The 15,479-nt window shown below is 62.4% G+C and carries 13 protein-coding genes; 12 read left to right on the top strand and 1 reads right to left on the bottom strand.

Annotation, left to right across the window (positions count from 1 at the left end; translation table 11 throughout):
* Window positions 1-135 precede the first annotated feature (135 nt).
* The 8 genes from rpmI (at window position 136) to LQ220_RS02280 (ending at window position 8,536) form a co-directional block, all read left to right on the top strand.
* Window positions 136-339 (top strand): 50S ribosomal protein L35, encoded by a 204-nt coding sequence (rpmI, locus tag LQ220_RS02245; protein WP_230186645.1) that lies wholly within the window; start codon window positions 136-138, stop codon window positions 337-339.
* Between the two features lie 13 nt (window positions 340-352).
* The gene (gene rplT, locus LQ220_RS02250; RefSeq protein ID WP_104951758.1) at window positions 353-718 is read left to right on the top strand and encodes a 50S ribosomal protein L20; all 366 of its coding nucleotides are present in this window, start codon (window positions 353-355) and stop codon (window positions 716-718) included.
* Between the two features lie 89 nt (window positions 719-807).
* On the top strand, window positions 808-1,887 hold the full coding sequence (pheS, locus tag LQ220_RS02255) for a phenylalanine--tRNA ligase subunit alpha (RefSeq protein ID WP_230186646.1): 1,080 nt from the start codon (window positions 808-810) through the stop codon (window positions 1,885-1,887).
* Window positions 1,884-4,307: a phenylalanine--tRNA ligase subunit beta gene (gene pheT / locus LQ220_RS02260; RefSeq protein ID WP_230186647.1), complete on the top strand. Its 2,424-nt coding sequence runs from the start codon at window positions 1,884-1,886 to the stop codon at window positions 4,305-4,307. The genes pheS and pheT overlap by 4 nt, the downstream gene beginning before the upstream one ends.
* Before the next feature lie 102 nt (window positions 4,308-4,409).
* A complete protein-coding gene (locus tag LQ220_RS02265) occupies window positions 4,410-5,282 on the top strand; it encodes an aldose 1-epimerase family protein (protein WP_230187236.1) in 873 nt (290 codons plus the stop codon).
* Window positions 5,283-5,386: 104 nt separating this feature from the next.
* On the top strand, window positions 5,387-6,964 hold the full coding sequence (locus LQ220_RS02270) for a peptide chain release factor 3 (protein WP_230186648.1): 1,578 nt from the start codon (window positions 5,387-5,389) through the stop codon (window positions 6,962-6,964).
* Between the two features lie 67 nt (window positions 6,965-7,031).
* Window positions 7,032-7,808, top strand: a complete 777-nt coding sequence (locus tag LQ220_RS02275; RefSeq protein ID WP_230186649.1) for an NUDIX domain-containing protein — start codon at window positions 7,032-7,034, stop codon at window positions 7,806-7,808.
* Window positions 7,805-8,536 (top strand): extensin family protein, encoded by a 732-nt coding sequence (locus tag LQ220_RS02280; protein WP_230186650.1) that lies wholly within the window; start codon window positions 7,805-7,807, stop codon window positions 8,534-8,536. The genes LQ220_RS02275 and LQ220_RS02280 overlap by 4 nt, the downstream gene beginning before the upstream one ends.
* Before the next feature lie 8 nt (window positions 8,537-8,544).
* On the opposite strand, the gene LQ220_RS02285 is transcribed toward LQ220_RS02280, so the two are convergent.
* Window positions 8,545-9,684: a PQQ-dependent sugar dehydrogenase gene (locus LQ220_RS02285; protein WP_230186651.1), complete on the bottom strand. Its 1,140-nt coding sequence runs from the start codon at window positions 9,682-9,684 to the stop codon at window positions 8,545-8,547.
* A gap of 190 nt (window positions 9,685-9,874) precedes the next feature.
* On the opposite strand from LQ220_RS02285, the gene rimP reads away from it, so the two are divergent.
* From rimP to infB, 4 genes are read left to right on the top strand one after another with little or no spacing between them, the layout of a single operon-like run.
* Window positions 9,875-10,399 (top strand): ribosome maturation protein RimP, encoded by a 525-nt coding sequence (gene rimP / locus LQ220_RS02290; protein ID WP_230186652.1) that lies wholly within the window; start codon window positions 9,875-9,877, stop codon window positions 10,397-10,399.
* An 8-nt stretch (window positions 10,400-10,407) separates the two neighbouring features.
* Window positions 10,408-12,015 (top strand): transcription termination factor NusA, encoded by a 1,608-nt coding sequence (gene nusA, locus LQ220_RS02295; protein WP_230186653.1) that lies wholly within the window; start codon window positions 10,408-10,410, stop codon window positions 12,013-12,015.
* Between the two features lie 42 nt (window positions 12,016-12,057).
* The gene (locus LQ220_RS02300; protein ID WP_230186654.1) at window positions 12,058-12,798 is read left to right on the top strand and encodes a DUF448 domain-containing protein; all 741 of its coding nucleotides are present in this window, start codon (window positions 12,058-12,060) and stop codon (window positions 12,796-12,798) included.
* A gap of 9 nt (window positions 12,799-12,807) precedes the next feature.
* Window positions 12,808-15,381 carry a translation initiation factor IF-2 gene (infB, locus tag LQ220_RS02305; RefSeq protein ID WP_230186655.1) on the top strand — a complete coding sequence of 858 codons (2,574 nt, stop codon included), beginning with the start codon at window positions 12,808-12,810 and terminating at the stop codon, window positions 15,379-15,381.
* Window positions 15,382-15,479: the final 98 nt, after the last annotated feature.

The raw sequence follows: 15,479 nt of genomic DNA on the forward strand, positions 1-15,479 counted from the left end.
CCAGCCTTGCGTTTGCGCGGCTTCCCGCATATAGGCGCGCGTTCCCACGGGCCTCGTGCCTGCGGGAATTGATGGGACGGACCGGCCAGTAGGGCTGCCGCGTCAGTCCATAATCGTCAAATCAAGGAGACGAAAATGCCCAAGCTCAAGACGAAGAGCGGTGTGAAGAAGCGCTTCAAGTTCACCGCCACCGGTAAGGTCAAGCACGGCTTTGCCGGCAAGCGCCACCGTTTGATCTCGCATAACGCGAAATATATCCGCCAGAACCGTGGCACTTCCGTGCTGTCCGAGGCCGACGTCGCGCACGTCCGCCTCTGGGCACCCTACGGCCTGAAGTAAGGAGTAGAGGACTATGGCACGCGTAAAACGGGGTGTAACCACCCGCGCAAAGCATAAGCGGATTCTGGAACAGGCGAAGGGCTATTATGGCCGTCGCAAGAATACGATCCGTATCGCCCGTCAGGCCGTCGAAAAGGCAGGCCAGTACGCTTACCGCGATCGCAAGGTAAAGAAGCGCAGCTTCCGCGCCCTGTGGATTCAGCGCATCAACGCCGCCGTGCGTATGGAAGGCCTGACCTATGGCCAGTTCATGCACGGCCTGAAGCTCGCAGGCGTCGATCTGGACCGGAAGGTCCTGGCCGACATCGCGATGCACGAAGGCGCAGCGTTTAGCGCCATCATCGCCCAGGCGAAGGCAGCGCTTCCCGCAGCGGCGTAAGCCAAGGCGAGAAACGAATCCAAAGGGTGCCGGGGCAGATGCTTCCGGCACCCTTTTTCTTTGCCCGCAATTAGGATAGCGGACGCGGCATGACCGAAACAACAGCACTGAAATCCGGCCTGCTGGCCGATATCGCGGCGGCCAATAATCTGGCCGCAGTCGAGGAACTGCGCGTAGGCGCTCTGGGCAAGCAGGGTGTGATTACCGCGCTGCTCAAGACGCTGGGCGGTATGTCCGCGGACGAGCGGCTGGAAAAAGGCCCGGCCATTCAGGATCTGCGCGAATCGGTGACCGCCGCAATCGCAGAGCGCAAAGCCACGCTGGAGCAGGCCGCGCTCGACGCGCGCCTCGCGTCCGAAAAGCTGGACATGACGCTCCCTGCGGACATCGGCCCGGTCGGCAGCGTGCATCCCGTCAGTCAGGTGATGGACGAACTGGCCGAAATCTTCGCCGATCTGGGTTTTTCGGTCGCGACCGGGCCGGAGATCGAGGACGACTGGCACAATTTCACCGCGCTCAACATCCCCGAAACGCATCCTGCGCGCGCGATGCACGACACCTTCTACTTCCCCGATGTGGACGGCGCTGCGCAGCGGATGTTGCTACGCACCCACACCTCTCCGGTGCAGATCCGCACGATGATGAACCAGAAGCCGCCGATCCGCATCATCGCGCCGGGCCGTGTCTATCGGTCGGACAGTGACGCGACGCACACGCCGATGTTCCATCAGATCGAGGGGCTGGTGATCGATCGCGGCATCACGCTTGGCCATCTCAAATGGACGCTCGAAACCTTCCTCAAGGCTTTTTTCGAGCGCGACGACATCGTCCTGCGCCTGCGCCCCAGCTATTTCCCGTTCACTGAGCCTTCGGTCGAAGTCGATGTCGGCTACACCATGGTCAATGGCCAGCGCGTTATCGGCGGCAGCGACGGCTGGCTTGAGGTGCTCGGCAGCGGCATGGTCCATCGCAAGGTCATCGAAGCCTGCGGACTGGACCCCGAAGAGTGGCAGGGCTTTGCCTTCGGCACCGGCGTCGACCGACTTGCCATGCTGAAATATGGCATGACCGACTTGCGCGCCTTCTTCGATGGCGATCTGCGCTGGCTCAAGCATTACGGCTTCTCGGCGCTCGACGTACCCACTTTGAGCGGAGGAGTCGGCGCATGAAGTTCACCCTGAGCTGGCTCAAGGAGCATCTGGACACCGACGCCAACCTGACGGCGATCCTCGAAGCGCTGACCAATGTCGGGCTCGAAGTCGAAGGCGTCGAGAACCCCGCGGACAAGCTGGGCGCGTTCCGCATCGCCAAGGTGCTGAGCGCCGCCCCGCATCCGCAGGCCGACAAGCTGCAGGTGCTGAGCGTCGATGCAGGCAATGGCCCATTGCAGGTGGTCTGCGGCGCGCCCAATGCGCGGGCGGGCCTCGTCGGCGTGTTCGGATCGCCCGGCGCGACGGTGCCGTCCAACGGCATGGTCCTGAAAGTCGCGGCCATTCGCGGCGTCGAATCCAACGGCATGATGTGCAGCTTCCGCGAACTGGAACTGGGTGAGGATCATGACGGGATCATCGAACTGGCCGAAGACGCGCCGGTGGGTCAGGTCTATGCGCAATGGGCACAGCTCGACGATCCGGTGATCGACGTCAGCATCACGCCCAACCGGCAGGATTGCATGGGCGTGCGCGGCATCGCGCGCGATCTGGCAGCGGCGGGTCTGGGCACGCTCAAGCCGCTCGACGAAGTCGTTGCGGGTCTTCCCCCGATCATGCCGCAGGGCGCAGGCCCGGATGTGCGGACCGACGATGCAGCGGGCTGCCCGGCCTTTTACGGTCAGGCCGTGCGCGGCGTGAAGAACGGCCCCTCGCCGGAGTGGCTCCAGCATCGGCTGAAGGCCGTGGGGCAAAAGCCGATCTCCGCGCTGGTCGACATCACCAACTTCGTAATGTTCGGGCTGGGACGCCCGCTTCACGTCTATGACATGACGAAGCTTTCGGGCGGGCTGGTCGCGCGCAAGGCGAAGGACAGCGAAAGCGTCGTGGCGCTCAACGGCAAGACCTATACGCTCACCGACGGCATGACCGTGATCGCCGACGATGCGGCGGTGCACGACATCGGCGGCATCATGGGTGGCGAGCATTCGGGATGTTCGGACGACACCACCGACGTGCTGATCGAATGCGCCTATTTCGATCCCGAGCATATTGCCCGCACCGGCCAGAAGCTGCTGCTGACCAGCGATGCGCGGACCCGCTTTGAGCGCGGCGTCGATCCCGAGTTCCTCGACGAGGGGCTGGCGATCGCCACAAGGCTGGTGCTGGCGCTGTGCGGGGGTACGCCCAGCGAAGTGACTCGCAGCGGTACGCCGCCGAAGGTCGGCCCGGTTGTCGGCTACGATCCGGCGCTCGCCGAAACGCTGGGCGGCCTTGCCGTACCTCAAGAGCAGCAAGTCGATATCCTCAAGAGCCTGGGCTTCACCGTTCAGCCGCTGGACGGCAATGGCGATCCGGTGGAGATGGACGAAGGTTTCGAGGCGTTCCGCGTCACCGCACCCAGTTGGCGCCGCGATATCGACGGACCCGCCGACATCGTCGAGGAAGTGATCCGCATCGCGGGCATCGACAATGTCCCGTCGGTGCCGCTGCCCCGCACCCCCGGCGTCGCGACGCCGACTGCCACGCCCGAGCAGAAGCTGGAGCGCCGGGTGCGTCGCGCCGCGGCCGCGCGCGGGCTGAACGAAGCGATCACCTGGTCCTTCCTGTCGGAGAAGGAAGCTGCCGCCGTTGGCGGTGGCGACTGGACGCTGGCCAACCCGATTTCGGAGGACATGAAGGTCATGCGGCCCTCGCTGCTCCCCGGCTTGCTGTCGGCGACGCGACGGAATGTGGATCGCGGTGCGTCATCGGTGCGTTTGTTCGAAGTCGGGCGACGCTACTTTGCTGATGGCGAGCGCGCTACCGTCGGCTTCGTGCTGGCGGGTGAGAAGACCGCGCGTGGCTGGCAGACGGGCAAGGCGCAGGCCTTCGCTGCCCATGACGCAAAGGCCGAAGTGCTGGCGTTGCTGGCGGAAGCCGGTGCGCCGGTTGCCAACCTCCAGAATTTCGGGGATGCCAGCGGCGCCTATCATCCCGGCCAGTCCGGCACGTTGCGATTGGGGCCGAAGACGGTGCTTGCCGAATATGGCGTGCTGCACCCCAACCTTGCCAAGCAGTTCGGCTTGTCGGGCAGCGTAGTCGTTGCGGAAATCTTCCTCGATGCCGTGCCGCTCAAGCGCAAGAGCGGCTTCATGCGCGCACCCTTCACGCCCCCCGCCTTGCAGGCCGTGAAGCGCGACTTTGCGTTCCTTGTGCCGGAAGCGGTAGAAGCCGATGCCCTCGTCCGCGCAGTGAAAGGCGCGGACAAGAAGAGCATCGTCGATGTGCGCCTGTTCGACGTGTTCGTCGGCCCGGGCGTCGATGAAGGTTTCACATCGCTGGCGGTGGAGATTACCCTTCAACCGGGCGAGAAGAGCTTCACCGATGAAGAACTGGGCGCGATCAGCGCGGCAGTGGTTAAGGCTGCGGAAAAGCTGGGCGGGGCATTGCGTGGGTGATACGCTGTTCCGTCACCCCAGCGAAAGCTGGGGTCTCAGGCAATGGCGCACGACCAAGAGGCACGCGACCCCGGCTATCGCTGGGGTGACGGGATTAGGCTTATGATCGAACTGCATTCCGACACCCTCTCCGCTACCGTTAACTCGTTGGGCGCAGAACTCTGGTCGCTCCGCGACGCGGACGGTCGCGAACTGATGACCGATGCCGATCCGGCCTTCTGGACCGGCCACGCGCCTTTGCTTTTCCCTTTCGTTGGGCGGCTGCGGGAAGATCGCTACCGCGTGAACGGCGCGGAATACACGCTGCCGCAGCATGGCTTCGCCCGCAAACGCGACTTTGCACCGGTCGAAAGCGACGGTACATCCGCGCTCTTCCGACTGGAAGCGGACGACGCCACGCGCGAAAATTACCCCTTCGACTTCCGCCTCGACATGGCCTTCGCACTCACCGGCGCGACGCTGGCGATGACCGCGACCGTTGGCAATTGTGGCGACACCGACATGCCGTTCAGCTTCGGCTATCATCCTGCTTTCGCTTGGCCGCTGCCTTACGGAGCAGACGTAAACGCGCATCGGGTTATTTTCGAAAAGCCCGAACCCGCGCCTGTCCGCAAGGTTGGCCACGAAAAGGGTCTGATTGCGCTGGAAAGCGTAGCCTCCCCGGTCGACGGCAAGGTGCTGGTCCCGACGCACGACATGTTTCGGGGCGACGCTTTGATCTGGGACCATCTGGAAAGCCGCAGCCTGACCTGGGGTGCTCCCGGCACACCGCATCTCAAGATCGATTTTCCCGACACACCCTGGCTCGGCCTGTGGCAAGTTCCCGGCGCGCATTATCTGTGTGTCGAACCCTGGGCGGGAATGGCCGATCCGGTCGGCTTCACCGGTGATGTGTGGGACAAGCCGGGGATGATCCGCTTGGCTCCCGGCGATACGCGTGCGTTTCGGATGGACGTGACGCTCGTCGAGAATTAGCCTTGCCTCGTCACCCCTGCGAAGGCAGGGGTCCCGCTTGACCTTGCACCCCGCCAGAATAGCGGGATCCCTGCGAATACAGGGATGACGAAGAGAAAAAACCGATGACCATCCCTTCCCGCCGCACCTTCGCGATCATTTCCCACCCTGACGCCGGCAAAACCACACTCACGGAAAAGCTGCTGCTGGAAGGCGGCGCCATCCATCTGGCGGGCGAAGTCAAAGCGCGCGGGGCGAACCGGCGCGCGCGGTCGGACTGGATGAAGATCGAGCAGCAGCGCGGCATTTCCGTCACCTCCTCGGTCATGACGTTCGAGCGGACGCGCGATGGCGAGACGATCACCTTCAACCTGCTCGACACGCCGGGGCATGAGGATTTCTCCGAAGACACCTATCGCACGCTGACCGCCGTGGACTCCGCCGTCATGGTCATCGACGCCGCCAAGGGTATTGAGCCGCAGACCCGTAAACTGTTCGAAGTGTGCCGGATGCGGAACGTCCCCATCATCACCTTCGTCAACAAGGTGGACCGCGAAGGGCGCGACACCTTCGAGATTATCGACGAAGTGGCCGACGCACTGGCGCTCGACGTCGTGCCTATGAGCTGGCCCGCAGGCATGGGCGGCGAGTTCGAGGGCGTTTACGACTTTGCCACGCATCGACTTATGCAGCCGACCGGTCCCAGCAAGGAGTTCGAAGGCGAGCGGCATCAGTTCACCGGACTGGACGATCCCCGGCTCGCCGATTTCCTCTCGCCTCGCGCTTTGGCACGGCTGCGCGAGGAAGCGGAACTGGCGCAGGGCGGCTACAGCGCCTTCGATCTGGCGGCGTACCGGCATGGCGATCTCACCCCGGTCTATTTCGGGTCGGCGCTCAAGAAATTCGGCGTAACCGAATTGATCGATGCGCTGAGCGCCTATGCCCCGCCGCCGCGCCCGCAGCCCGCCGAACCGGAAGCGGTGGAGCCGGAGCGACCGGACGTGACGGGTTTTATCTTCAAGGTGCAGGCCAATATGGACCCGCAACATCGCGACCGCATCGCCTTCATGCGGCTCTGTTCCGGCAAATTCCGCCGCGGTATGAAGCTGACGCCTTCGGGCAGCGGCAAACCGATTGCGGTCCATTCGCCGATCTTGTTTTTCGCGCAGGACCGCGAGCTGGCTGATGAAGCTTATCCCGGCGACATCATCGGCATCCCCAATCACGGTACGTTGCGCGTCGGCGATACGCTGAGCGAGAAGGCCGATGTACGCTTTACCGGCCTGCCCAACTTCGCGCCGGAAATCCTGCGCCGCGTGCAGCTTAAAGACCCGACGAAGACCAAGCAATTGCGCAAGGCGCTGGACGACTTGTCCGAAGAAGGCGTGATTCAGGTGTTCTATCCTGAATTTGGCAGCCAGTGGATCGTCGGCGTCGTCGGCCAGCTTCAGCTTGAAGTGCTCATCTCGCGGCTGGAAGCAGAGTATAAGGTCGAGGCCGTCCTCGAACCTTCGCCCTTCGATACCGCGCGCTGGATTTCCGGCAGCGACGCTGCGGTGAAAGGCTTCGTCGAATTCAACCGCTCCAACCTCGCCACCGACCGTGACGGCAACAATGTTTTCATGGCCAAAAGCGCGTGGGACGTCGGTTACCAGCAGGAGCGCCATCCCGACGTGAAATTCAGCGCCACGCGGGAGCGGTAAGCCTGAACACCTTGCGCAGCCCAACACCGGCATGGCAATTCCGCCGGGTCTCCTTTAAGTCCGCTGCATGATTGAGCCCGCCGCATCTGCGACTTCAAGGCCCGCCGCCACATTGATCGTGCTTCGCGACGGTCCGGCCATGGCGCCCGAGATACTGATGGTACAGCGCGCAGCGACGATGGCTTTCGCTGCTGGCGCGCTTGTCTTTCCGGGCGGCGCTCTGGATGAAGACGACTACCGACTGGCCGAGACATTCGCCGATGGATTGCCGGTTGACGAGGCAGCGGCACGGATCGGGGCGATCCGCGAGACTTTGGAGGAAAGCGGCATTGCGCCGGGCCTGAATGTCCGCGATCCCGGCCTTCTGGCGGAAATGCGCACCGCGTTGGCGTCGGGCATGCTGTTCTCCGAACTGATCCGGTCCCATGACCTGTTGTTGAAAATCGGCATGTTGACGCCCTTTTCCCGCTGGCATCCCAATCCGGCTGAAAAGCTTCGGCACGTATTCGACACGCGATTTTTTCTCGCCAGATATGATTGGGATGGCCCGGAACCCACCGTGGACAATACCGAACATGTCGATCTGTTCTGGGCATCCGCGAGAGACACATTGGCCCGGTGCGAAGCGGGGGGTGGCCGTATCATCTTTCCGACACGCCGTAATCTCGAACGCCTTGCCCAATTCGATTCGATTACCGATCTCGAAAGCCATGCACAGGCCACTCCGGTAGAAAAGGTCGTGCCGTGGATCGAGGATCGACCTCAGGGTCGGTTCCTCTGCATCCCGAATCATCTGGGCTATCCGGTATGCGAAGAGCGGGTCGACACCGCTTCGCGGGGATGACGGCGCGAACGGTCTATCGCTGGACGCGCAGGCTGATCTGGCTGCTGATTGCCGCCGGGCTGGCGCTTGTCGCTTTTGCGGTCTTGAAGGGACGCCCGCAGGACATGCCGTGGACGCCGCTCGACCTGGCCCAGCCGATTGGCGCGTTCACCGGGAGAAAGCTCGCCGGTTTGACGCAGGACCCGCAGCAATGCCGGGATCTGCTGGATCGCGCGGGGATCGGTGTTGTTGCAGTGGGCGCGAAGGGCAGCGGGCAGTGCGTGCATAGCGACGGCGTGCGCTTGCAAGCCCGCAAAGGTGCCGCCAGCCTTGCACCCGCGTCCGTTGCGCCATCCTGTCCGGTCGTCGCCGCGCTCAAACTGTGGGAATGGCATGTGGTACAACCCGCCGCCCAGAAAGCATTCGGCTTGAAGGTCGTGCGCATCAATCACCTCGGCAGTTTCAGTTGCCGGCGCATGTATGGGCGATCCAGCGGCGATTTCAGCGAGCATGCGACAGCCGATGCCATCGATATCGCCGGTTTCGTCCTGAGCGACGGTCGGCAGATCCGGATACTCAAGGATTGGTCGGGCGAAGGCAAAGACGCGCAATTCCTGCGCGATGTCCGTGACGGAGCATGCGACCTGTTTTCGACGGTGCTGTCACCCGACTATAACGCTGCCCATGCCGACCATCTCCACCTCGATCAAGCGGAGCGGGGAGCAATGGGCTGGCGCGCCTGCCGCTGACGGCTTCCTTATTTCTTGGGCGTCAGTTTCAGCAAACGTCCCTGCGACCCATCAGCGCCGTCTTCCAGCACCCACAACGCACCGTCCGGCCCCTGTTCGACCTCGCGAATGCGCGCGCCCATGTCCCACTGATCGGCTTTGGTCGCTTTCGAGCCATCCACCTTGAGACGTATCAGCGCCTGGCTGGACAGGCCGCCGACGAACAGCGAGCCTTTCCACGCGGGGAAGAGATTGCCGGTGTAAAAGATGAGCCCCGCGGGAGAAATGGACGGGTTCCAGCTTGCGGCGGGCGCTTCGAAGCCGTCGCCCGCCTTGTGGTCGGGAATGTCGCGGCCATCATAATGGGTGCCGTTCGACGCCTTGGGCCATCCATAATTGAGGCCCGGTTTGATCAGGTTGATCTCGTCGCCGCCCATCGGACCCATTTCCTGTTCCCAAAGCTGCCCCTTATCGTCGAAGGCGATGCCCAGCAGGTTACGGTGGCCATAGGACCATATGGCGGGATTGAAGCCCTTAGCTGCGAGCGGATTGTCTGCGGCCGGTGTGCCGTCGAGATTGAGGCGTAGCACCTTGCCCAATGTCGCCTTGGGATCCTGTGCCGGATCGAATTTCTGCCGCTCGCCATTGGTGAAGAACAGATATTTGCCATCCGGCGAAAATGCGATGCGGCCAGAATAATGTCCGCCGCCATCGACATAGGGAGTCGCGCGGAAAATGGTCTTCACATTGGATAGCGTGGCCGCGCCATCGCTGGCTTGCGCGAAAGTCCCGGTGATCAGCGCAACGCCTTTGCCGCCAGCGCCTTTTTCCGAAAAGCTGACATAGACCTGCTTATTGGTTGCAAATTGCGGGTGCAGTACGACGTCCATCAATCCGCCCTGATCGGCGCTGTCGACGGAGGGAATCCCCGACACCGGAATCTTCGTTCCGTTCTTGGGATCGAACAGCAGCAGGCTGCCGGTTTTTTCGGTAATCAGCATCCTGCCATCGGGCAGGAACGTCATCGCCCAGGGCGCATCGAAATCGGCAATAGTGGCAACGTCGAAGGGCTTTTCGGTGCTGACGGCTGCCTGACCATTGGCAGGCTCTCCGCCGGTGCAGGCCAGCAGCGCAAGAGGCAGGGCGATGGCGAGCGGCGAATGGCGCATGAAAAGATCCTCTCCTGGGGGCGTGTTCGGACACATTGGATACTACGCAAATGCCTGCATGCAAATAAGGTTGCCTTGCGCTGGTGTTCTGCCTATATCGCCGTTGCTTCCTTACATCGTCAGACATGCAAGGGTCGGCTCCCACGGGGTCGGCGGCGACAAGCGCTTATGTGTTTCATGTGGAGTTTTAATGGCGGATATCGCTGCCCTTACCCAGTTGATCGAGCCGGAGGTAAAAGCCCTGGGCTTCGACCTCGTGCGCGTAAAGCTGTTCGGCGCAGGCGATGAGCGCACCTTGCAGATCATGGCCGAGCGGCGCGAAACGCGCCAGTTGGTGATCGAGGATTGCGCCGCCATCTCCCGCCGCTTGTCCGATCTGCTCGACGAGACTGATCCTATCGAGGACGCCTATCGTCTGGAAGTCAGCTCGCCAGGTATCGACCGTCCGCTCACGCGCCTGCATGACTTCGACGACTGGAAGGGACACGAAACCCGCATCACTGTCGAGGAACCCGTTGAGGGTCGCAAGACGCTCAAGGGTATTCTTAAAGGGCATGAGGGTGAAACGATCCATCTGATCGACGCAAAGGTCGGTCGGGTCGAGGTTTCCTTTGCCAATATCACCAGCGCAAAGCTGGTGCTGACCGACGCACTCATTTCTGCTACAATGCCGCTGTCCTCGGACGGAGCGGACGAAATCGAAACGGAAGGATAAGTCCCGACATGGCCAACGCCATTTCCGCCAACAGGGCCGAGTTGATCGCCATTGCCAATTCTGTGGCATCGGAAAAGATGATCGACAAGGCGATCGTGATCGAAGCGATGGAGGACGCGATTCAGCGTGCCGCCCGCGCACGTTATGGCGCTGAAAACGACATCCGCGCAAAGCTGGACCCCGATACCGGCGATCTGCGTTTGTGGCGCGTGGTCGAAGTGGTCGAAGTGGTCGAGGATTATTTCAAGCAAGTCGATCTGAAGGCTGGGCAAAAGCTGAAGGCCGATGCCGCTGTGGGCGACTTCATCGTCGATCCGCTGCCTCCGATCGATCTGGGCCGCATCGATGCGCAGTCCGCCAAGCAGGTCATCTTCCAGAAGGTCCGCGACGCAGAGCGCGAGCGCCAGCATGAAGAGTTCAAGGATCGCGTCGGCGAAATCATCACTGGCGTCGTGAAGTCGGTCGAGTTCGGCCATGTCGTCGTGAACCTGGGTCGCGCCGAAGGCGTCATCCGCCGCGATCAGCAGATCCCGCGTGAAGTGGTTCGCACCGGCGACCGCATCCGTTCGATCATCCTCAACGTCCGTCGCGAAAATCGCGGACCGCAGATTTTCCTGAGCCGCGCGCACCCCGACTTCATGAAGAAGCTGTTCGCGCAGGAAGTTCCCGAAATTTACGACGGCATTATCGAGATCAAGGCAGCAGCGCGCGATCCGGGCAGCCGTGCAAAGATCGGCGTTATCAGCCGCGATTCGGGCATCGATCCGGTCGGTGCGTGCGTCGGTATGAAGGGCAGCCGCGTGCAGGCCGTCGTGCAGGAAATGCAGGGCGAAAAGATCGACATCATTCCCTGGTCGGAAGACACGGCCACCTTCGTCGTCAACGCATTGCAGCCTGCTACCGTCAGCCGCGTGGTCATCGACGAAGATGAAAGCCGCATCGAAGTCGTCGTTCCCGACGATCAGTTGTCGCTGGCCATCGGTCGTCGCGGCCAGAATGTCCGTCTCGCCAGCCAGCTTACCGGTTCGGCCATCGACATCATGACCGAAGCGGACGCCAGCGAGAAGCGCCAGAAGGAATTCGTCCAGCGCTCCGAACTGTTCCAGAGCGAACTGGACGTCGATGAAACGCTCTCGCAGCTTCTGGTGGCCGAAGGCTTCGGCGAACTGGAAGAAGTTGCGTATATTTCCATCGACGAACTGGCGAGCATCGAAGGCTTCGACGACGATCTGGCCGCGGAACTGCAAAGCCGTGCCGCTGAAGCGCTGGAGCGTCGCGAAGCGGGTGCACGCGAAGAACGTCGTGGCATGGGCGTCGAGGACGCGCTGGCCGAAATCCCGCATCTGACCGAAGCGATGCTCGTCACGCTGGGTAAGGCAGGGATCAAGACGCTCGACGATCTGGCCGACCTCGCCACTGACGAACTCATTGCCAAGAAGCGCGTCGACACGCGCCGTCGCGGCAAGGAAAGCGTCGAGGACAAGGGTGGCGTTCTGGCCGAATTTGGTCTGAACGAAGAGCAGGGCAATGAAATCATCATGGCCGCCCGCGCCCACTGGTTCGAAGACGAAGCCGCCGATTCTGGGGAGGACGCTGTTGCGGAAACTCCCCAATGACACGCTAGAGCATAGCTTCCCCTCCCACATGGGAGGGGTTTTATGACCGAACGCCGTTGCATCCTGTCGGGCGAACGTGCCGATCCCGATGGTTTCGTGCGCCTTGCGCTTGGGCCGGACGGTCAGGTCGCCGTCGATCCGCGCGCCAAGGCGCCCGGTCGCGGCGCATGGATCGGTGTGCCCCGTCCGGTGCTGGAAAAGGCGCTGGCGAACAGCAAGCTGAAAGGTGCGCTGATCCGCGCCTTCAAGACCAGCGATATCGCCATTCCCGAAGACTTGGCCGAACGGATCGACGCTGCACTGCGCGATGCGCTGCTCGACCGGTTGGGGCTCGAGGCGAAAGCGTCCATGCTGCTCACCGGATCGGCAAAGATCGAAGATGCCTGCCGGCGTGGCAATGTCGTGCAACTGTTCCACGCTGCCGATGCGCGCCCCGATGGTAGCCGCAAACTGGATCAGGCGCTGCGCGTCGGGCAGGATGCGGAAGGTACTGAAATGGCAGGCCTTGTCTTGCCTGTGGGCCGCGACGCCTTATCTAAAGCAATGGGGCGTGAGAACGTCGTCCATATCGCCGTAACCGACAAGAAAGCCGCTGCCCGTTTGGGCACCGCCCTTGGCCGCTGGCAAAGCTATCTCGGATGCGCTAATGCGGCGCCTTCGCGCGTGGCACCGTCCAAAGAGGATGGAGTCGCCGCCGCTTTGGGCGTTCCGGCCGATCAGAATGAGGAATTGGCCTGCGAACCGGATGGTTCGCGCGCCCAGATGACGCAAGTGAAGGGTTAAGTTTAGTCAATGAGTGACAGCAAGGAAGACAAGCCGACTTTGGGCCGCAAGCCGCTTGGTATCAAGCGCACGGTCGAGTCCGGCCAGGTGCAGCAGAGCTTCAGCCACGGCCGCAAGAATACGGTCGTGGTCGAAGTGAAGCGGCGCCGCCTTATTGGCAAACCCGGTGAAGCGCCTGTAGCCGCGCCGGAACCCGAAGTCGCACCTGCACCGGTTGCGCAGGCACCCCGGCCTGCGCCCGCTCCGGTTGCGCCGCCCCCGCCGCCGCGTCAGAACCCCGGCAATAGCCTGATGTCGCGTCAGGAATTGCAGGCCAAGCTGCTGCGTGAAGCCGAAGAAGCCCGCATGCAGGCGCAGGAAGATGCGCGTCGTCGTGAAGAGGCTGCGCGTCAGGCTGCGATCGAAGAAGAAAAACGTCGGGCCGAACAGCTCGCCAATCCGCCTGAAGTCAAGGAAGAAGCACCCGCTGTTTCTCCGCCTGCTGAAGTGCCTGCGGCTCCTGAAGCTGCGGCTCCTGCACCTGCTGCGCCAAGCGAAGCGGCCCCTGCAAAGCCTGCTGCTGAAGCTGCGACGCCTGCAGAAACCGCCGCTGTCGTGCCGCCGCCGCGTCGTTTCACGCCGGTTTCGCCGATCAAGCGCCCCGAACCCGTCAAGCCCGACAAGGCGAAGCGTGGCGTCGACGATCGTCGCCAATCGGGCAAGCTGACCGTAACCAAGGCACTGGCCGATGACGACAGCGCCCGTGCGCGCAGCCTTGCCGCGCTGAAGCGCGCCCGTGAAAAGGAACGCCGTACGCATGGCGGTGGCCGTCAGCAGCCACGCGAGAAGCAGACGCGCGATGTGGTCGTGCCGGAAAGCATCACGATTCAGGAACTCGCCAACCGCATGGCCGAAAAGGGCGCGGATCTGGTGAAGGCATTGTTCAAGATGGGCACGCCCGTCACGATCAATGAAGTGATCGATCAGGATACCGCCGAACTGCTGGTGGAAGAATTCGGCCATCGCATTCAGCGCGTGTCGGAATCGGACGTCGAAATCGGTATCGAAGGCGATCAGGATGCGCCCGAAACGTTGAAAGTCCGCGCGCCGGTCGTCACCATCATGGGCCATGTCGATCACGGCAAGACCTCGCTGCTCGACGCGTTGCGCGGGACCGACGTGGTCGCTGGCGAAAGCGGCGGGATCACGCAGCATATCGGCGCCTATCAGGTGAAGACCAAGGGCGGCGATATCATCACCTTCCTCGATACGCCGGGCCATGAAGCGTTCAGCGAAATGCGTGCTCGCGGTGCCAACGTCACGGACATCGTCATCCTGGTGGTGGCCGCCGACGACGGCCTGATGCCGCAGACGGTCGAAGCGATCAATCATACCAAGGCCGCTGGCGTGCCGATGATCGTTGCGATCAACAAGGTCGACAAGCCCGAAGCCAATCCGCAGAAGGTCCGTGAGCGCCTGCTGAGCGAGGACATTGTCGTCGAAGATATGGGCGGCGATGTGCAGGACGTACTCGTCTCTGCGCTCAAGAAGACTGGCCTCGACGAACTGGTCGAAAAGATCCTGTTGCAGGCCGAAATCCTCGAACTGGGCGCAAACCCGGATCGTGCCGCAGAAGGCAATGTGATCGAAGCCAAGCTCGACAAGGGTCGCGGTCCGGTCGCAACCGTGCTGGTGCGCAAGGGTACGCTCAGGGTCGGCGACACTTTCGTCGTCGGTGCGGAGAGCGGCAAGGTGCGCGCCATGGTCAACGACAAGGGCCAGAATGTGAAGGAAGCCGGTCCTTCGACACCTGTCGAAGTGCTGGGCCTTTCCGGTGTGCCGATGGCTGGCGATCAGCTTTCGGTCGTCGAAAACGAAGCCCGTGCTCGCGAAGTCGCGGCCTATCGCGCCGAACAGAAGACGCGCAAGCGGACGACGTCGGCACCGACCAGCTTTGAACATATGTTCTCTGCGCTCAACACAACCGTCATCGAATATCCGGTGGTGGTGAAGGGCGACGTGCAGGGTTCCGTCGAAGCGATCGTCAGCGCGCTCAACCGTGCCTCGACCGAGGAGATCAAGGTCCGCGTGCTGCAAAGCGGTGTGGGTGCGATCACCGAAAGCGATGTCACGCTTGCCGCCGCATCGGGTGCGCCACTTATCGGCTTCAACGTGCGTCCCAATGCGAAGGCGCGCGCGCTGGCCGTGCGGGACAAGGTGTCGCTGCGCTACTATGACGTGATTTACGACCTCATCGAGGAAGTGAAGAACGAAATGGCCGGGCAGCTTGCGCCGGAACGCATCGAAACGGTCGTCGGTCGTGCGGAAATCCGCGACGTCTTCTCCGCAGGCAAGCACGGCAAGGCAGCCGGTCTGCTCGTGGTCGACGGTGTCATCCGCAAGGCGCTCAAGGCGCGTATCACGCGCGACGATGTCATCACCTATCAGGGCGAAATCGCATCGCTGCGTCGCTTCAAGGATGATGTTTCGGAAGTGCGTGCCGGTCTGGAATGCGGTGTGACGTTCACGCAGAACTTCACCGACATCAAGGCAGGCGATTACCTCGAAACCTTCGAAGTCGAGGAACGCGCACGGACGCTGTAGTAAAACAAGTGGTGCGTCACCCCAGCGAAAGCTGGGGTTTCGTGCCGCTTGATCGTGCCTGTCGCCGCAGACCCCAGCCGTCGCTGGGGTGACGAGGA

It is taken from the genome of Sphingobium sp. CECT 9361 (genome assembly GCF_918741285.1).
Taxonomy (GTDB): domain Bacteria; phylum Pseudomonadota; class Alphaproteobacteria; order Sphingomonadales; family Sphingomonadaceae; genus Sphingobium.